The sequence below is a fragment of the Pseudomonas fluvialis genome (assembly GCF_014207935.1).
In the GTDB taxonomy this organism is placed as follows: domain Bacteria; phylum Pseudomonadota; class Gammaproteobacteria; order Pseudomonadales; family Pseudomonadaceae; genus Aquipseudomonas; species Aquipseudomonas fluvialis_A.
In genome coordinates this window covers 151,750-169,643 of the sequence record NZ_JACHLL010000005.1, presented here as the reverse complement: position 1 = coordinate 169,643, position 17,894 = coordinate 151,750, and the positions used below count along the sequence as shown (strand labels likewise).

At 65.3% G+C, this 17,894-nt stretch carries 18 protein-coding genes; 13 read left to right on the top strand and 5 right to left on the bottom strand.

The genetic code is table 11. From position 1 onward, the window contains the following. From HNP49_RS14230 to HNP49_RS14175, 12 genes are read left to right on the top strand one after another with little or no spacing between them, the layout of a single operon-like run. Positions 1 to 933: an ExeA family protein gene (locus HNP49_RS14230; protein ID WP_184684322.1), complete on the top strand. Its 933-nt coding sequence runs from the start codon at positions 1 to 3 to the stop codon at positions 931 to 933. After that, positions 900 to 2,240, top strand: coding sequence for a tetratricopeptide repeat protein (locus tag HNP49_RS14225; RefSeq protein WP_311772124.1), 1,341 nt, complete (start codon positions 900 to 902; stop codon positions 2,238 to 2,240). The genes HNP49_RS14230 and HNP49_RS14225 overlap by 34 nt, the downstream gene beginning before the upstream one ends. Beyond that, positions 2,237 to 3,958: a GspE/PulE family protein gene (locus tag HNP49_RS14220; RefSeq protein ID WP_184684321.1), complete on the top strand. Its 1,722-nt coding sequence runs from the start codon at positions 2,237 to 2,239 to the stop codon at positions 3,956 to 3,958. Before HNP49_RS14225 ends, HNP49_RS14220 begins: the two co-directional genes overlap by 4 nt. Beyond that, a complete protein-coding gene (locus HNP49_RS14215; RefSeq protein ID WP_184684320.1) occupies positions 3,958 to 5,190 on the top strand; it encodes a type II secretion system F family protein in 1,233 nt (410 codons plus the stop codon). Before HNP49_RS14220 ends, HNP49_RS14215 begins: the two co-directional genes overlap by 1 nt. After that, positions 5,190 to 5,738, top strand: coding sequence for a hypothetical protein (locus tag HNP49_RS14210; RefSeq protein ID WP_184684318.1), 549 nt, complete (start codon positions 5,190 to 5,192; stop codon positions 5,736 to 5,738). Before HNP49_RS14215 ends, HNP49_RS14210 begins: the two co-directional genes overlap by 1 nt. A 2-nt stretch (positions 5,739 to 5,740) precedes the next feature. Next, positions 5,741 to 6,271 carry a type II secretion system protein gene (locus HNP49_RS14205; RefSeq protein WP_184684317.1) on the top strand — a complete coding sequence of 177 codons (531 nt, stop codon included), beginning with the start codon at positions 5,741 to 5,743 and terminating at the stop codon, positions 6,269 to 6,271. 19 nt (positions 6,272 to 6,290) lie between these two features. Further along, positions 6,291 to 6,740 carry a type II secretion system protein gene (locus tag HNP49_RS18845; protein WP_184684315.1) on the top strand — a complete coding sequence of 150 codons (450 nt, stop codon included), beginning with the start codon at positions 6,291 to 6,293 and terminating at the stop codon, positions 6,738 to 6,740. Beyond that, positions 6,740 to 7,189, top strand: coding sequence for a type II secretion system protein (locus tag HNP49_RS14195; protein WP_221445246.1), 450 nt, complete (start codon positions 6,740 to 6,742; stop codon positions 7,187 to 7,189). Before HNP49_RS18845 ends, HNP49_RS14195 begins: the two co-directional genes overlap by 1 nt. A 13-nt stretch (positions 7,190 to 7,202) precedes the next feature. After that, positions 7,203 to 7,661, top strand: a complete 459-nt coding sequence (locus HNP49_RS14190; RefSeq protein ID WP_184684314.1) for a prepilin-type N-terminal cleavage/methylation domain-containing protein — start codon at positions 7,203 to 7,205, stop codon at positions 7,659 to 7,661. Between the two features lie 2 nt (positions 7,662 to 7,663). Further along, the gene (locus HNP49_RS14185) at positions 7,664 to 8,551 is read left to right on the top strand and encodes a type II secretion system protein (protein WP_184684312.1); all 888 of its coding nucleotides are present in this window, start codon (positions 7,664 to 7,666) and stop codon (positions 8,549 to 8,551) included. Continuing rightward, a complete protein-coding gene (locus HNP49_RS14180) occupies positions 8,541 to 8,954 on the top strand; it encodes a hypothetical protein (protein WP_184684310.1) in 414 nt (137 codons plus the stop codon). Before HNP49_RS14185 ends, HNP49_RS14180 begins: the two co-directional genes overlap by 11 nt. Position 8,955: 1 nt before the next feature. Beyond that, a complete protein-coding gene (locus tag HNP49_RS14175) occupies positions 8,956 to 12,570 on the top strand; it encodes a DUF6701 domain-containing protein (RefSeq protein ID WP_184684308.1) in 3,615 nt (1,204 codons plus the stop codon). A 148-nt stretch (positions 12,571 to 12,718) separates the two neighbouring features. On the opposite strand, the gene HNP49_RS14170 is transcribed toward HNP49_RS14175, so the two are convergent. From HNP49_RS14170 to HNP49_RS14150, 5 genes are all read right to left on the bottom strand, one after another. Next, on the bottom strand, positions 12,719 to 13,693 hold the full coding sequence (locus HNP49_RS14170; protein WP_184684307.1) for a serine/threonine protein kinase: 975 nt from the start codon (positions 13,691 to 13,693) through the stop codon (positions 12,719 to 12,721). Positions 13,694 to 13,744: 51 nt separating this feature from the next. Further along, complete coding sequence (gene modB, locus HNP49_RS14165; protein ID WP_184684305.1) at positions 13,745 to 14,437, bottom strand: molybdate ABC transporter permease subunit; 693 nt, start codon at positions 14,435 to 14,437, stop codon at positions 13,745 to 13,747. Next, on the bottom strand, positions 14,424 to 15,161 hold the full coding sequence (modA, locus tag HNP49_RS14160; protein WP_184684304.1) for a molybdate ABC transporter substrate-binding protein: 738 nt from the start codon (positions 15,159 to 15,161) through the stop codon (positions 14,424 to 14,426). The genes modB and modA overlap by 14 nt, the downstream gene beginning before the upstream one ends. Positions 15,162 to 15,178: 17 nt before the next feature. Continuing rightward, positions 15,179 to 15,937 carry a TOBE domain-containing protein gene (locus HNP49_RS14155; RefSeq protein ID WP_184684302.1) on the bottom strand — a complete coding sequence of 253 codons (759 nt, stop codon included), beginning with the start codon at positions 15,935 to 15,937 and terminating at the stop codon, positions 15,179 to 15,181. Positions 15,938 to 16,009: 72 nt separating this feature from the next. Further along, entirely contained in the window at positions 16,010 to 16,759 is a 750-nt protein-coding gene (locus HNP49_RS14150) for a ComF family protein (protein WP_184684301.1), read from the bottom strand. Positions 16,760 to 16,830: 71 nt separating this feature from the next. On the opposite strand from HNP49_RS14150, the gene bioB reads away from it, so the two are divergent. After that, the gene (gene bioB, locus HNP49_RS14145) at positions 16,831 to 17,889 is read left to right on the top strand and encodes a biotin synthase BioB (RefSeq protein WP_184684299.1); all 1,059 of its coding nucleotides are present in this window, start codon (positions 16,831 to 16,833) and stop codon (positions 17,887 to 17,889) included. Positions 17,890 to 17,894: the final 5 nt, after the last annotated feature.

Sequence of the window (17,894 nt, the reverse complement as noted above, 5' to 3'; positions counted from 1 at the left end):
ATGTATGAGGCGTTCTTCGGTCTGCGCGAGAAGCCCTTCGCGCTGACTCCGAATACCGAGTTTCTGGTCCAGCTGGCGCCTTACCAGGCCTGCCTCAACCTGCTGCGCGTGGCGCTGGGCGAGGGGGAGGGCTTTATCAAGGTCACCGGCGAAGTGGGCACCGGCAAGACCCTGCTGTGCCGTGCGCTGCTCAATCTGCTGGATGCCGAGCGCTACCAGCTGGCCTACCTGCCCAATCCCTGCCTGAGCCCGCTGGAGCTGCGCCAGGCGCTGGCCCGCGAGCTGCGCATCGAAGGCGTCGACAGCCTGCAGGACCATGCCCTGCTGGATGCCCTGCAAATCCGCCTGATCGAACTGGCGGCGGCCGGCAAGAGCTGCGTGCTGCTGATCGACGAGGCCCAGGCCTTGCCGGCGGAAACCCTCGAGGCACTGCGCCTGCTGACCAATCTGGAAACCGAACAGCGCAAGCTGCTGCAGGTGGTGCTGTTTGGTCAGCCCGAACTGGACGTCACCCTGGCCCGCCATGAATTCCGCCAGCTGCTGCAGCGAATCACCTTTTCCTATCGCCTGCGCCCGCTGGATGTGCGTGACACCCAGCGCTACCTTCAGGAGCGTCTGGCGGTGGCCGGTTACCGTGGCGAGCCACTGTTCGCGCCGCGTGCCGTAGGTGTGCTGGTACGTGGCAGCAGCGGTATTCCGCGGTTGCTGAATATCCTGGCGCACAAGGCGCTGATGGCCGCCTTCGGTGATGGCAGTCGGCAGGTGACGGCCAGCCACGTGCGCCGCGCCATGGCCGATACCGAGGGCGCCCAGCCGTTCCGGCACTGGTCGCCGCGCTGGCTGAGCCTGGGGCTGGCGGCGGGTACGCTGTCGGTTGTCGTGCTCTTGGGTGCCTGGCCGTGGCTGAAGCAGTGGTCGGGGTGGTGGTCATGAGTCTGGTCAACGACATGCTGCGCGACCTCGATGCGCGGCGCGCGGCGCCGAGCGAGAGGGTGCCACTGGAAGGTCTGTATGCGGTGGACGAGGAAGGCGCGCGCCGCCGCGAGCGCAGCCGTCGTCTGCGCTTGGGTTCGATGTTTCTCGGTGCGGTGATTCTCACCGGTCTGCTGGTCGGCCTGATGATCGGCCGTATCGTCGGCCGCACACCAGAGGGACCGGTGCTGGCCGCGCCGACTCCCGTGGCGGCGGTGGCCATGCCGCAGGTGCTGGAGGTGCTGCCGCAGCACGTCAACGGGCGTTTTGTCCTGCAGCTGCTGTTGGATCAGTCGGTGGCCTACCAGCGCACCGACGAGAGTGGCGCGGTCAGTCTGCGTCTGCCTGGCCTGCGCCTTTCGGGTGAGCCGCGTAGCGGGCGTCTGCAGCAGGACGGGCGCAGCCTGTCCTGGCGGGTAGAACCCCAGGGCAATGACGTGCTGGTGCTGCTGGTCGGTTTGGGCGATCAGCTGCAGGTCAGCGACCGTCTGGAACCCGCCGGGGCGCGCTGGCAGCTTTGGCTGGAAGCACAGATGCAGGGCGCTGATGTTGCTCAGAGCGAACAGGTAGATCTTAGCAATCTGCCTGCCGCCGAAGAAGAAAGCGCAGCACCCGTGCAAACCCCGGCCTGGCAGGTACGCGCGGAGCCGGCCAGCCAGCCGGCGCCTGCCGCGCGACCGCAGGTGACCATCACCGCGCGGCCGGCCGATCCGCTGGCCGAGGCGCGTCAGGCCATGCTCGATCAGGATTACGCCGGCGCCGTGGAGCAGCTGGAGCGTGTGCATCGCCAGCAGCCGCACGACGCCGATGCCATCCGCCTGCTGGCGCGCGCCTACCTGGGTGCCGGCCAGCAGGACAAGCTGCTCGGCTGGTTGCCGGCTCAGCTGGCTCAGGTTGGCGATGACAGCGAGCTGCGCATTCTCCTGGCCCGCGCCCAGCTGCAGAGCGGGCAGACCCAGGCGGCGGTCGCCACGCTGGCGCAGCGGCGCCCGTTGCTGGCGCGCGACCCCGGCTATCACGCCCTGCTTGCGGCGACCTATCAGCAGACCGGGCAGTGGCGCGAGAGTGCCGAGGTTTATCGCCAACTGGTCGATCTGCGCCCGCAGCAGGCCGCCTGGCAACTGGGCCTGGCCATTGCCCTGGAGCAGCTGGAGCAGCCGCAGCAGGCCGCCCAGCATTACCAGCAGGCGTTGCGCGGCCAGGGCCTGGATGACGGCGCCCGGCGTTTTGCCATCAGCCGCGCACAGACACTCGGAGGTCAGCCATGAGCGAGGAAGTCCGCCAGCGCAAGGTGCGCATCGGCGACCTGCTGGTGCAGGCCGGCCTGATCAGCGAGCTGCAGTTGCAACAGGCGCTGCAGGAGCAGAAGCGCACCGGCTCCAAGCTCGGTCGCGCGGTGATCGACATGGGCCTGGTCAGCGAGGTCAAGCTGCTCACGGCGCTGTCCGAGCAGCTGCAGATTCCCTTTATCGAGCTGCGTCACTTCAAGTTCGATCAGAACCTCGTGCAGAGCCTGCCCGAGGCCGTGGCCCGGCGTTTCCGCGCGATCGTCCTGACCCGCGAGGGCGGCGGCCTGCTGGTCGGCATGTCCGACCCGCTGGACCTGTTCGCCCTCGACGAGATGGAGCGCATTCTCAAAACCCGTGTGCTGCCGGCGGTGGTGCGCGAGGCGGAGCTCCTGGCCACCCTCGACCTGGTCTACCGGCGCACCAGCGAGATCGCCTCGATCGCCGGCGAGCTGGAAGGCGAGCTGCAGGACAGCGACTTCGACCTTTCCAAGCTGGGCACCGATAACACCAGCGAGGCGCCGGTGGTGCGCCTGCTGCAGACGCTGTTCGAGGATGCGGTGCAGATGAAGGCCTCGGATATTCACATCGAGCCGGATGAGGGCGTGGTGCGCATCCGCCAGCGCATCGACGGCGTGCTCAGCGAGCAAGTGATGAAGGAGGCGCGGGTGGCCTCGGCGCTGGTGATGCGCCTGAAGATCATGTCCGGCCTGGATATTTCCGAGAAGCGTCTGCCTCAGGATGGCCGCTTCAATATCCGGGTGAAGAGCCGCAGCCTGGATGTGCGGGTCTCGACCATGCCGGTGCAGTTCGGCGAGTCGGTGGTGATGCGTCTGCTGGATCAGAGTGCCGGCATTTTCCATCTGGACGGCAGTGGCATGCCGGCCGATCTGCTGGCGCGCTTTCGCCGTCTGCTGCAACGCCCTTACGGCATGGTGCTGGTCACCGGCCCGACCGGTTCGGGCAAGACCACCACGCTGTATGCCGGGCTTTCCGAACTGAACAGTCCGGAGAAGAAGATCATCACCGTGGAAGACCCGGTGGAATACCGCCTGCCGCGGGTCAATCAGGTACAGGTCAACGCCAAGATCGACCTCAGCTTCGCCCGCGTGCTGCGCGCCGCTTTGCGTCAGGACCCGGATATCGTGTTGGTCGGCGAGATGCGCGATCAGGAGACCGCCGAAATTGGCCTGCGCGCCGCGCTGACCGGTCACCTGGTGCTGTCCACCTTGCACACCAACGATGCGCAGACCTCGGCCATGCGCCTGATCGACATGGGCGCTGAGCCTTTCCTGGTGGCCAGTGCTTTGAATGCCGTGCTGGCCCAGCGCCTGGTGCGTCGGGTGTGCGAGAACTGCATGGAAGAACATGCGCCCGAGCCGCAGCAGTTGCTCTGGCTGGAGCGTCTGCACGGTGGTTCCCTGGCTGGGCGTACGTTCAAGCAGGGCGCCGGCTGCCATCAGTGCCACAACAGTGGCTATCAGGGCCGGATCGGCGTTTACGAGTTGCTGGAGATGGACGAAGCGATGATCGCTGCGCTGCGCCGCAGTGATCCGCAGAGCTTTGCCGAAGCGGCCCAGCGCAACCCACATTACCGCCCGCTGGCCGCCTGCGCGCTGGATTACGCGCTGGCCGGCGTCACCTCGGTGGAGGAAGTGCTCAAGGTCTGCGCCACCCTCACCGATGAGCTGCCCGGCTGATGGCCAGTTTTCGCTACACCGGACGCAACCACCAGGGCGAACGTGTCTCCGGCTCGCTGCAGGGTAATAGCGTTGATGCGGTGGCCAGCGAGCTGGTCGCCCAGCGCATCACCCCGTTGCAGATCGAAGAAGAGACGGCCAGCGGCGGCGACGATGCCATGGCCTGGCTGGCCGACCGGCTGCGCAAGCGCAGTGTCGATCTGGAAGAACTGATCATCTTCTGCCGGCAGATGTACAGCCTGACCAAGGCCGGCGTGCCGATCATCCGCGCCATCGCCGGACTCGGCGAGTCCAACCGCAACCTGTATTTCCGCGAAGTGCTGCAGGCGGTGCGCGCCGATCTGGAGGGCGGGCAGAGCATGGCTGTGGCCCTGCATGCCCACCCGCGGGTATTCAGCACCCTGTTTGTCAGCATGGTCAGCGTCGGTGAGAACACTGGCCAGCTGGATGGCGCCTTCAAACAGCTGTCCAGCTACCTGGAGCTGGAGCGCGAGACGCGCAAGCGCATCAAGCAGGCCACGCGTTACCCGCTGTTCGTGCTCTCGGCCATGGGCGTGGCGCTGGCGGTGATCAACCTGTTCGTGATTCCGGCGTTCGCCAAGGTTTTCGAGCAATTCAAGGCTGATTTGCCCTGGGCTACACGCGCGCTGATCGGCACCTCGCAGTTCTTCCAGCATTACTGGTGGCTGCTGGCCCTGCTGCTGGGGGGCGGGCTGTATGCCTTCTTCCAGTGGATCAAGACCGATGAGGGGGCGCTGACCTGGGATCGCCTCAAGCTGCGCATCCCGATTGTCGGCGGTATCTTCGAGCGCATCGCCCTGGCTCGTTTTACCCGCACCTTCGCCATGATGTACGGCGCCGGCGTGCCCTTGCTGCAGACGCTGTCGATCAACAGCGCCAGTGTCGGCAACCGTCATATCGGCCAGGCCGTACTGGCCATGCGCGAAGGGGTCGAGCGGGGCGAGGCCCTGACCCGTACGGCTTCGGCCAGCGGGCTGTTCACCCCGCTGGTGCTGCAGATGATGGCGGTGGGCGAGGAGACCGGCGCACTGGACGATCTGTTTGTCGAGGTGGCGGACTTTTACGAGCAGGAAGTGGACTACGACCTCAAGCAACTGGCCGATGCCATCGAGCCGATCCTGATCGTGGCCATGGGCGTGATGGTGCTGGTGCTGGCGCTGGGTGTGTTCCTGCCGATGTGGGAACTCGGCTCGGTGGCCAAGGGGCGTTGATGACGGCGGATTACGACAGCATTCACACGGTGCGCCTGAGCCGCCGTTGGGGCTGGGGATTGGCTAGTCTGATAGGAGTGCTGGTGGTGGCCATGCTGGGCTGGCGGATGCTCGACGTCGCCGGTCAGCGCAGCGAGGCGGCGACCCTGGAGAATCTGCATGCCGGGCTGAATCGCCTGGCGCTGGAGGAAACGGCTCAAGGCCGCACGCTGCACAGGCATTGGCTGCAGGCCAACCCCTTTGCGCAGCTGCGCTGGCAGGCCGAAGATTATTGCGGCGAGCTGGAGTTGTTATCTCAGGCTCGTGCGGGGTGCTGGTACTTCTGGCCGGCGCAGCATTGGGTGGTACATCGTGGTGGCGAGCAGGCCGGCGCGGTGGATGGCATGCGGGCCTGGCGCCTGCGGGCGATACCGGAACGCAGCCAGCAGGCGGCACGAACGAATGACGGCCAACCGGCCGTATCCAGCGACGGCCTGCTGGCCGTTGAGCTGGAGCAAATCAGCATTAGCCAATTGCAGGTATATCTGCAGGCAGAGCAAGAGGAGTAGGCATGCGGCGAGAACACGGCTTTACCCTGATCGAACTGGTGGTGGTGATCGCCATCCTCGGCATTCTTGCGGCGGTGGCTTTGCCACGCTTCATCAATGCCACCAAGGACGCCCACCAGTCTTCGGTGCAGGGCACCTCGGGCGCACTGGCCTCGGCCGTCAGCCTGGTGCGCTCGCAATACGAACTGAACCGCAATGGCGGCAACAACGGTTGCGCTGGCGGCAATTGCCAGATCGACGTGGCCGGCTTCGGCAATGGCAATGTCGATGTGAATGCCAGTGGCTGGCCGCTGGGGATCGACTACTCGGGCAATCCCTCGGCTACTGCCAGCGTCAGCGCGGCGAGCTGTCGCGACCTGTTCGAGAATCTGCTGCAGGGATCGGCCCCGAGCGTCGGCACGGCCGCCGGAGCGGTGGATTACGTGGCTGCAGCCAGCGGTACCCGCTGCACCTTCACCTACCAGCCGGATAACGGCGATGACCGGATTTTCTACGACGCCAACCTTGGCGAAGTGACCTACTCGTTCAATTGATCAACCAGGAAGTATGACCATGAAAAAACAGCAAAGCGGCTTTACCCTGATCGAACTGATTATGGTGATTGTGATTCTTGGCATCCTGGCGGCGTTTGCGCTGCCGCGGTTTGCCAATCTTGGACAAGATGCACGCGAGGCTACTTTGAATGGCGCTTTGGGTGCCGTGCGCTCTGCTTCCGCGGTGGCTCATTCTGCTGCTTTGGCTGCGGGTAACACTGCCAACCAGTCAGTTGTACTTGAGGGTGTGACTATCACAATGGCCAACCTTTATCCGACAGCAGATGCTGCAGGGATAGTTGCTGCGGCGCAGTTGAGTGCCGACTTTGATACCACCGGTGGTGGTGCAGCGGCTCTGGTTATTCGCGTAGCAGCTGCTCCGACACCTGCTAGCTGCTCGTTTACATACACTGCTGCTGCGGCTAACTCAGCACCTGCTATCAGCGCCGTTACTATCACAGGCTGCTAATGCCCCCGCGCGGCTTCACCCTGGTCGAGCTGCTGATGGTGATTGTCATCATCGGCATTCTCGCTGCCGTGGTGGGGCCGCGTTTCTTTGATCGGCAGCAGTTCGATCAGCGCATGTTCTATGAGGAAAGCCTCTCTGCCGTGCGCTACGCGCAGAAGCTGGCGCTGGCTTCTGGCTGCCTGACTCAGGTGAGCCTGAGCCAGGCAGCTGGCTATCAGGTGCGTCAGGCGTCCAACTGCACGTCCGGTGGCTACAGCCTGGCCGTGCCGGGTGCCGACGGCGCGGCGATGGGCAATAGCAGCGTGCCGCAGGGGGTGGCTATTACCGTCACCAATTTCCCCGTGGTGTTTGATTCCCTCGGTCGCCCGCAGGCGGGGACTGCCAGTGCCACGGTGGGCGGTTTCAGCCTCAGCGTGACGGCGGAAACCGGCCTGGTGCAGGGGCAATGAGGATGCAGGGACAATGAACCGCCAGCAGGGCATGACCCTGGTCGAGCTTGTCATCAGCATCGTCATTATCGGGATTGCTGCCGCGGCGCTGTACTCGGCCATGGCTGCCATTACCGGGCGCTCGGCCGACCCTCTGCTACGTCAGCAGAGCTTGGCGATTGCTGAGGCCTATCTGGAAGAAATCCTCCTGCAACCGTTTTTCGATCCCGCCACGGGCACTCAGTGTCCGTCGCCGCCGGCCAGCCGTGCGGCGTTCGACAATGTCTGCGACTACGCCGGGCTGGACGATAACGGCGCGCGCAGCACCTCGGGTGCGGCGATTGCCGCGCTGGCCGCTTACCGGGTGCAGGTGGCTGTTGCCGCTCAGGCCTGGAATGGCCTGCCGGCTGGCGATGTGCTGGCGGTCAGCGTCACAGTCACCGATCCGGCCGGGCAGTCGTTGCTGCTCTCCGGCTACCGGACGCGGTATTGATCATGCGCCGATCGTCCTGCGCCGGGTTCACCCTGGTCGAGCTGATCATGGTGATCGCCATCGCCGGCATTGTCGCGGTGATGATCAGTTCGGTGCTGTCGCGGCCGCTGGAGGGTTTCGTCGGCCAGAGCCGGCGTGCCGAGCTGGTGGACCTGGCGGCCACCTCGCTCAACCGTGTGGCGCGCGATGTGCGTCTGGCGGTGCCCAACTCGTTGCGCGTTTCGGCCGACGGCCTGGCGCTGGAGGTGCTGCTGATTCACAGCGCGGCACGCTACCGGCCGAACCGGGTCGGCAGCGACGGCCTGCGCTTTTCCTCGGCGGCCGCCGGCAGCTGCGGCAGCAGCACCGTGGATGGTGGCTGCAACAACTTCCAGTTGCTGGATGCCACGCTGAACCCGGCCGGGGCCAACTGGCTGGTGCTGTACAACGTGGGGGCAGAGTCCGGCGGCAACCCGGTGGCCGGGGCCAATGTCTGGGCGCCGGCCAATCCGGGGGTGATCACGCTTACCGGTATCACTTTTTCCGTGCAGGCCGGGGCGCCGGCGAATGAGCAACTGATCGCCCTGAATAACCTGCCGTCCGGCGGATTCCGTTTTGCCCTGGCCTCACCGCAGCGGCGTATTTATCTGGCTGAACGCGTGGTGGGTTATCGCTGCAGCGGCGGACAACTGGTGCGTTACAGCTACACAGCGCTCAACAGCAGTATCCCGACGACCCCGCCTGCCGGCTCTAATCCACAGCCGCTGGCATCTAAGGTCATTGGCTGCCGCTTTACCTACCAGCCCGGTACCACCCAGCGTGCGGGCCTGCTGACCATGAGCCTGACCATCAGTGAGGAGGGCGAGAACCTTGAGTTGCTGCAACAGGTGCACGCCGACAATGCGCCCTGAAGCGCGGGGCCGGCAGCAGGGTTTCGGCCTGGTGGCGGCACTGTTCGTCATCATCGTGATCACCCTGGTGATCGCGGCCATGGCGCGCCTTTCGACCACCCAGCACGGCAGCAACAGCCTGGCCCTGCAGCAGGCGCGAGCCTACCAGGCAGCCCGCGCCGGCCTGGAGTGGGGCATTAGCCGCGCCTTTAATGCTGGCAGCTGCAGCAACAGCGGAGTGAGCATGGCCGGCGGCGGGCTGAGTGAGTTCACGGTCAGCCTGACCTGCAGCAGCACCAGCCATACCGATGACGATGGCTCCGGCCTGACCATCTACCGGCTCACCGCCCAGGCGCAGAACGGTGCGGCGGGTAGTCGCCCGGACTATGCCTTTCGCAGTCTGACCGCCGTGGTGGAGCGCTGAGATGCGGGTTTTCGGTCTGTTTCTGCTGATGCTGCTAAGTCCCTGGGCGCAGGCACTGGTAGGCAACTGCCCGAGCAATTTTCCTGATGGCCTGCAGACCCCCTACATCGGTAACGCCGCTCAAAAGGGGGGGATCGTCTTCGATTACAATGCACAGCTCCTGGGCAACCCGGACAGTGTGCTGGCAGCGAAAACGGTCAACCGTAATGCCGGCTCGACGTTGCTGACCTGCAGCGGCGCCCACTGCACGGCCAGCGGCATAGCGGCACCAATCCAGGATCCCGGCAGCTTTCCTGACACGTCAGCCTATACGGCGACGGTCAATGTGCCCTATGCCAGCACGCAGACCCTGGCGGGAAATGGGGTCAATCAGTACCGTAGCATTACCCTCAACGACAGCGCTCAGCTGACGGTCAACGGCAGTAGTCAGACCTTCTTCATCGACCAGCTCAACCTGGCTTCCAGCAGCACCCTGCGCCTGAGCCCAGGGGATTACTGGGTGCGGGCGCTGACCACCGGCTATCAATCGCAGATTCAGGTGCAGGGCAGTGGCCAGGTACGTTTGTTCGTACGCGATAACTGGACCCTGGCCTCGTCGGCGCTGCTCAACTCGCCGGCCATCAATACTGCGGGCAGTGCCAACAACCTTTACCTCTTCAGCTACGGCAGCCTGACTCTGAATAACCAGGCCACCCTCAGTGGCTATGTCTACAGTGCTAATCAGCAGGGCGCTAATCAGGCCGTCACCCTGGACAGCCCCAGCTATGTGTTCGGTGCGCTGAGTGGCGAAAACATCAGCCTGGCCAGCAATGCACGGGTCACCTATGTAGCGCCGAGTGGCAATTGTGGTGTGGTGACCTCTCAGTACTGGTGGGCCTTGGATGAGGCTCAGTGGACGGGCGCTACCGGTGAGGTGCTGGAGAGCACCGGTACCGGCCTGGCCGGTCGGGGGCTGGGGGGCGCGCAGACCGCCAATGCGACGCCGGCCCTCAGCGGCAGCCCAGGTACTTGTGGTTATGGGGTGATGACAGGGGGCAGCAGCCGCGTCGAGATCGCCGATAACAATGGTGTGGATTTCAATACCCAGTTGAGTATGGGCTTGTGGATACGGCCTACGCAGACGCCGAGTTCGACGGTGGTGATCCTGCGCAAGGGCACCAACTATCAACTGGCGCTGGATTCCAGTCGTCGACTGGTCCTGACCACCCGCTTCAGCTACGGCCTGTTTGGTGGTGGCGAAACGCTCACGGTGACCTCCAGCTCGGCCTTGCCGCTTAATACCTGGAGCCATGTGGGCTTCAGCCTGGATTTCTTTGAAGAGTTTCTGGTGGCTGACTACATCACCGGGCGGATCTTCATCAACGGCGTGCAGTCGGCGAGCGGGCAGAGCAGTGCCCAGTTGTTTGGCGCTACCACGCCTAACAGTTCGGTGCTGCAGATCGGCGGTACCGGCAGTACGGGCTTCACCGGCTGGCTGGATGAGGTTCGTCTTGATCAGCAATTGCTGGTCGCCAGCGATTTCGCGGCGCAGATGGCCTACCGGCACGCCTGTCCGACGGTCGCCGCTGTCGATCATTACGAGTTGGTTTACGCCAGCAGCCAGGCGCTGACCTGCAATCCGCTGGATGTCACGGTGCGCGCCTGCCAGAACAGCAGTTGCAGCAGCCTGTACGCCAGCCCGGTCACGGTCAATCTCACTCCCAGTGGCACGCCGAACAACTGGTCGGCCACCCCTGTGACCTTTACCGGCAGCAGTGCGCTGCAGTTCCAGCGCACCACGGCGGGCACCTCGACGCTGGGGCTGACGGCTACTCCTGCGGCCAGCAATGCCACCCAGTGCATCGTGGGCGGAGTGTCGGCCAGTTGCGCGGTTACCTTTGCCAGCAGCGGCTTCATTCTGAATGTGCCCAATATACTGGCGAACAAGCCCACGGCGGCCACGCTGCAGGCGGTCAAGGATGACGGCACGCAGACATGCGTACCGGCCTGGCAAGGCGATCGCACTGTGAACTTCACCCGCACCTACAGCAATCCGGCCAGTGGCACCCTGCCGGTGCAGATCAACGGCGCCACGGTGACCAGCAACACGCCGCTGACCCTGAGTTTCGACAGCACGGCCAGCGCCGCGCTGACGGTGCGTTATGCCGATGCCGGGCTGATCAGTCTGGGTGCCAGTTACAGCGGCAGCAGCGGACTGGATGCCGGACTGGTGCTCACCGGCAATGATGACTTCGTCAGCAAGCCCTACGGCCTGCTGCTGCAGACCGATACGGCGGCGGGCTGCACCGCAGCAGATATCAGCTGTCCGCTGTACCCCGGCGGCGTGCGTGCTGGCGATTCGTTCAGCCTGCGAATCAAGGCGGTCGCCTGGCAAAGTGACGGCGAGGCCCTGACCGCGGCGGCGCTGGCAGACAACAGCGTGACGCCCAACTTCCAGTTGAACGGCATTGCCCTGGCCAGCCAGGTGCAGGCGCCTGTCGGCGGTAGCAACGGCGCGCTGGGGGTGAGCAGCTACAACCACGGTCTGGGCGCGCAGACCGCCTTGAGCAATCAATCGATTTCCGAGGTGGGCGTGTTCAGAATCGCCGCCACGCCGCCGGCCAATGCCTATTTTGGTGAGACGGTCAGTGCCACAGTGAGCGGTCTGGTCGGTCGGTTTGCCCCGGCCTTTCTGCAGGCCAGCGGTGAGGCGGCACTGACGCCGTCCTGTGGCACTGCCTTCAGCTATCAGGGCCAGCCGATGGCCTTTGCCAGCGGCCAGGACCCGCGTCTGACGGTGACCGCCTTCAACCGCCAGAATGTAGTGACCGGGAACTATGACCGGGGTGATTTCTGGCGTCTCAGTCTGCCCGGGCGGGATGACTATCTTTCGGTCACCGGCAAGGCCAGCCTGGATACCCCGGGTCGCCTGCAGGCCCAGGGCACGCTGACGACCAGTCAGAGCGGGGCCGACGGTGGCGATGGCGCGCGGACCTGGCGCTGGAGCGGCGAGCAGCTGCTGTACACCCCGGCCACGGTTCCACTGGCCGATGACCTGCCGTTCAATGCGGCCATCCGCCAGGGCTTCAGCGCTTCGGCGCTGACCGATGCCGATGGTGCCTGCGTTCGCAGTGGCAGTACCTGCCAGACCTACAGCTATGACTTTTCCGGCAGCCAGGTGCGCTTGGGCCGCCTGTCCATCGGTAATGCCCATGGCTCCGAGCTGCAGCCGCTGGCGTTGCCGTTGCGCCTGGAAAGCTGGCAGGGCAGCAGCACGGGACTGTTCCAGCTGGAAAGCGCGGATACCTGCACGGCGGCTGTGCTGGGGCAGCCTGAGCTGGGCGTTACCACGGGCAATCTCAGCGCCGGCGACACCACGGCCAGCCTCTCCTCGCCCGCGCTGACGGCTGCGCAGGGGCTGATCAGCCTGACCGCGCCGGGGGCGGGCAACGACGGTTCGGTTCTGGTCGGTTTGCGCACGCCAACGGCCTGTATTGCCGGGCAGGCCAACTGTCTGCCGGACTGGCTTTGGTACGACTGGCGCGGCAATGGCCGCGAGGCGCCGCAGGGGCTCGCCACCTTTGGTGTTTATCGTGGCGCCGCACCGCTGATCTACCGGCGCGAGCTGTATCGCTGAAACGACAAAGGCCACCCCATGGGGTGGCCTTTGTGTTGTCGATAAAAAAGGGAATCCCCGGCCTGCCTGTACCAAGGTCCCCGAAACTGGCAGAGCTGCTGCTCGGTTGCTTAAGCCTATGCAGCCTGTGTGCCAGTTTTATGAAGGGTCAGAACAGTTGCAGTGGTGGCTCGTCTAGAGCGGCCAGTTGCTCGCGTAGCGCCAGGACCTGATCGCCCCAGTAGCGTTCGTTGGCGAACCAGGGAAAGCTCATGGGGAAGGCCGGATCGTCCCAGCGGCGTGCCAGCCATGCACTGTAATGGAGCAGGCGCAGGCTTCTCAGGCCCTCGATCAGGGCCAGTTCGCGGCGGTCGAAGTCGTGGAATTCCTGATAGCCCTCCATCAGTTCGCTGAGCTGGCCCAGGCGCTCCTGCCGCTCGCCAGCCAGCATCATCCAGAGGTCCTGCATCGCCGGTCCCATGCGGCAGTCGTCGAGATCGACCATGTGGAAGGCTTCGTCACGGTACAACAGGTTGCCCGGGTGGCAGTCGCCGTGCAGGCGGATGGCCGTGTAGCGCACGCTGGCGAACAGGGCGTCCAGCCGCGCCAGCAGGTCACGGGCGACCGACTCGTAAGCCGGGCGCAGGCTGGCCGGGAGAAAGCCGCTGTCCAGTACGCAGGCGAGCGACTGGTGGCCGAAGTTCTCGACCGTCATGGTTTCGCGGTGCTGGAACGGTCGGCTGGCGCCGACGCCGTGCAGGCGGCCGAGCAACTGGCCGAGGCGGTACAGCTGGTCGAGATTGCCCGGTTCCGGCGCATGGCCACCGCGCCGCGGGAACAGGGCGAAGCGGAATCCGGCGTGTTCGAACAGGCTCTCGCCATCGCGCAGCAACGGCGCCACCACCGGTATTTCGTGTTCGGCCAGTTCCAGGCTGAAGGCATGCTCCTCGCGGATCGCCGCATTGCTCCAGCGCGCGGGGCGGTAGAACTTGGCGATCAGCGGGGTCTCGCCTTCGATGCCGACCTGATAGACGCGGTTTTCGTAGCTGTTGAGGGCCAGCACGCGGGCATCGCTGAGGTAGCCGAGGCTTTCCACGGCGTCCAGCACCAGGTCGGGGCTGAGGGTGGCAAAGGGATGGGACATGGCCGGCTCCAGTGGCGGGGCGGCTAGTCTAGCCGCATTGCGCCTGGGCGGTTAGTCGCGCGGCGCGGGAGCAGGCCGGCGCTGGGCGCCCAGGCCATAGACCAGCAGCAGAAGGAAGAACGACAGGCCGAGCATCAGGGCCGCCAGTTGATGGGCCTGGGCGTAGCGCGAGGCTTCGACATGCTGGAACAGGGCGATCGACACCACCTGGGTTTCCCCCGGAATACTGCCGCCGAGCATCAGTACCACGCCAAATTCGCCGAGTGTGTGGGCAAAGCCCAGGGTGGCGGCGACCAGCAGGCCGCGGCGCAGCAGGGGCAGGGTGATGCGCCACAGGCGCTGCCAGCGGTTGGCGCCGAGGCTGGCGGCGGACTCCAGCAGATTGACCGGGATCTCGCGCAGGGCGACGGTCAGCGGCTGCACGACGAAGGGCAGTGAGTAGATCACCGAGCCCAGCACCAGCCCGGCAAAGCTGAAGGCCAGCGGCTGGCCGCTCAGCCACTGCCAGCTGCTGCCCAGCAGCGTCTGCGGGGCGAACAGCACCAGCAGGTAAAAGCCCAGCACCGTGGGCGGCAGAACCAGCGGCAGGGCCAGCACGGCGTCCAGTACCCGACGTAACGGCGTTTCCCGGCGCACCCGCCAGATCGCCAGGGGCAGGCCGATCAGCAGCAGGAGGACAGTGGACAGGCCAGCCAGTTGCAGGCTGATGCCCACCGCTTGCCAGTCGGCATTACTCAGCAGCACAGCCGGTCTCTCCGGGCAGGATGTAACCGGCGTTCTTCAGCGTGCTCTGCTGCGCGTCGAAGAACTGCAGGAAGTCTTCTGCCAGCGCCGCACGCGTGCCCGTGGCCAGTAGGATGCGCTTCTGCAACAGGGGCCTGTACAGCGTATAGGCGAGCACGGCGTACTGGCCGGAGGGGACCTGGCTGGCGCGCAACTGGCTCAATGCGACCAGGCCCGCAGGCGCATTGCCGCTGGAGACGAACTGGTAGGCCTGGCCGATGTCCTGGGCATACACCAGGCGTGGCTGCACGGCTTGCAACTGGCCGCTGCGCTCCAGGGCCTGCAGGGCAGCCTTGCCGTAAGGTGCGGTGTCCGGCTGGGCAATGGCCAGCTTGCCGGCGGGCAGGGCGTTGAGGTCTGGGCTATGGCGTGGCGTCCACAGGGCCAGGCGCCCGCAGGCGTAGCTTTGCGCGTCCTGACCGATGCCCGCGTCGGCCAGTTGCTGCGGGCGTTCGGCGTCGGCAGAGAAGAACAGGTCGAAAGGCGCTCCACGGCGGATCTGCTCGAAGAATGCGCCACTGGAGCCGCCCGCCAGTTGCACGGGCTGGCCGCCGTGCTGCTGATAGTCGTGGGCGATCCGTTCCATCACCGGCAGCAGGTTGGCCGCGACGGCAATACGCAGCGGCTCTGCGGCCTGCACGTGCAGGGTCAGGCTGAGCAGGGCGGTGGTAATGAGGCTGCGCATGGTCATGGCTCGCGAGATCAAAATTGGCGACCGATCAGTACCTGGCTCGGGCTGACCTGGGCCAGTACCGGGCTGTTCAGGGTGAGTTGCTCGGCCTGCAGCTGCGCGGCCTGGGCCAGGGCACACAGCGACTGGCCGCCGCTCAGGCGGATATGCACTTCACAGCTGTCGTCCCCATTCACAATCTGTTCGATATGGCCGCTCAACCGGTTGTCCTCCATGCTGGTCGATACAGCGGGGCTCAGCTTCAGCCAACCGGCCTTGAACAGGGCGACCACGTTGCTGCCCGGCTGCAGTTGCAGGCGTTCGGTGCTGTCGTGGGTGATCTGCGCTTGCAGGCAGGCGCCGCCCGGCAGCTCTATGTCGATCAGGTCGTTGCCGCCGCTGGGGTGAATGGCGCGCACCCAGCCGCTCAGCTGATTGCGGGCACTGGTGTGCAGCATCAGACGGCCGAGCAGCTGCAGGTCACTGTCGTGCTCGGCGGCCTGCAGCACCTGGGCCTGCAGCGCTTCCAGTCGCTGGTACAGCTGCAGCAGGCGCTCGCCTTGTACGGACAGGCGTGCGCCACCGCCGCCACGACCACCGACACTGCGCTCCACCAGCGGCGTGGCCGCCAGGTTGTTGAGTTCCTCGATGGCATCCCAGGCGGCCTTGTAGCTCAGGCCGGCCGCTTTGGCCGCGCGGGTGATCGAGCCCTGCTCGGCAATCTGTTGCAGCAGGGCGATCCGCTGGGGTCGCCGGGCGACATGCTGGGCGAGGGTGGTCAACAGGCTCATCGGGATTCGCCATATAGATTTGTATATAGCGCCATACCCTGAGCGATCCCGCTGGGCAGGTCAATTACCTCTTTAGGCGTAACCCGGGCGGGGCGTGCGCGCCAGGCAGTAGACATCCACCCGTGCAGCGCCTGTCTTGAGCAGCAAGCGCGCTAGGCAGGAGGCGGTGGCGCCGGTGGTTAGTACGTCATCCACCAGGGCCAGGTGCAGGCCTTGCACCCTGGCCTGCCTGGCCAGGGCGAAGGCATGGCGCAGGTTGCGCTGGCGCTGGGCGGCATCGAGGTTCTGCTGCGCCGGCGTGTCCTGCACCCGTTGCAGCCAGGTGTTCTGCTGCTTCAGCTGCAGTTCGCCGGCCAGCCAGTCGGCGAGCATGGCCGCCTGATTGAATCCGCGTTGGCGCAGGCGCTGCCTGCTCAGTGGCACGGGGAGCAGCAGATCAGGGCGCGGCAGGCCTTCGCTGAAGGCATGTTGCAGGTGATGTGACATCAGGCTGGCCAGCAGGCGTCCCATGGGCCATTGCGCCTGATGCTTGAAGCGGGTGATCAGGCTGTCCAGCGGGAAGGCATAGCGCCAGACTGCCTCGACCCGGCTGAACGGAGGCGGCTTGCGCAGGCAGGCGCCGCAGGTCAGCGGGCCGCCCTCTGGCGTGCCTGTCAGCGGCAGGGCGCACACTGCACAGTGCGCGCCGAGCCAGGGCAGCTCCGTTTCACAGGCGGCGCAGAGCGGCGGCCCGGCTTCGGCCGGTTCATCACACAACAAACAGATCTGTTTGTTTTTTGTCCAGTTGTAAACCTGATATTGCCGGGTTGGTTGACAGCGCATGGTGCTTCCCTGACGATGCCTGCATCCGTGTTGCGACCAGCCTAGCAGCCAACGAATAAGGAATACCCCCGATGAGTGCCAGCACTGCTTCCGTTACCCGCCACGACTGGACCCTGGCCGAGGTCAAGGCCCTGTTCGAACAGCCGTTCAACGACCTGCTGTTCCAGGCCCAGACCGTGCACCGCGCACACTTCGACCCGAATCGCGTGCAGGTTTCCACGCTGCTGTCGATCAAGACCGGCGCCTGTCCGGAAGATTGCAAGTACTGCCCGCAGTCCGGCCACTACAACACCGGCCTGGACAAGGAAAAGCTGATGGAGGTGCAGAAGGTGCTGGAGGCGGCCGCCGAGGCCAAGGCCATCGGCTCCACCCGGTTCTGCATGGGCGCGGCCTGGAAACACCCGTCGGCCAAGGACATGCCCTACGTGCTGAAGATGGTCGAGGGCGTGAAGGCCCTGGGCCTGGAAACCTGCATGACCCTGGGCAAGCTCGACAAGGAGCAGACCCAGGCGCTGGCTGCTGCCGGCCTCGACTACTACAACCACAACCTGGATACCTCGCCGGAGTTCTACGGCAACATCATCACAACCCGTACCTACAGCGAGCGCCTGCAGACCCTGGCCTACGTGCGCGAGGCGGGAATGAAGATCTGCTCCGGCGGCATCCTCGGCATGGGCGAGTCGCTGGACGACCGCGCAGGGCTCTTGATCCAGCTGGCCAACCTGCCGGAACACCCGGAAAGCGTGCCGATCAACATGCTGGTCAAGGTCAAGGGCACGCCGCTGGCCGAGGAGCAGGACGTCGATCCGTTCGACTTCATTCGCATGCTTGCCGTGGCGCGGATCATGATGCCGAAATCCCACGTGCGCCTGTCCGCCGGGCGCGAGGCGATGAACGAGCAGATGCAGGCCCTGGCCTTTATGGCCGGCGCCAATTCGATTTTCTATGGCGAGAAGCTGCTGACCACCGCCAACCCGCAGGCCGACAAGGACATGCAGCTGTTCAAGCGCCTGGGGATCAAGCCCGAGGAGCGCGAGGAACACGCCGACGAGGTGCACCAGGCCGCCATCGAGCAGGCCCTGGCTGAGCAGCGCGATTCCAAGCTGTTCTACAACGCCGCGTCGGCCTGAGCCGG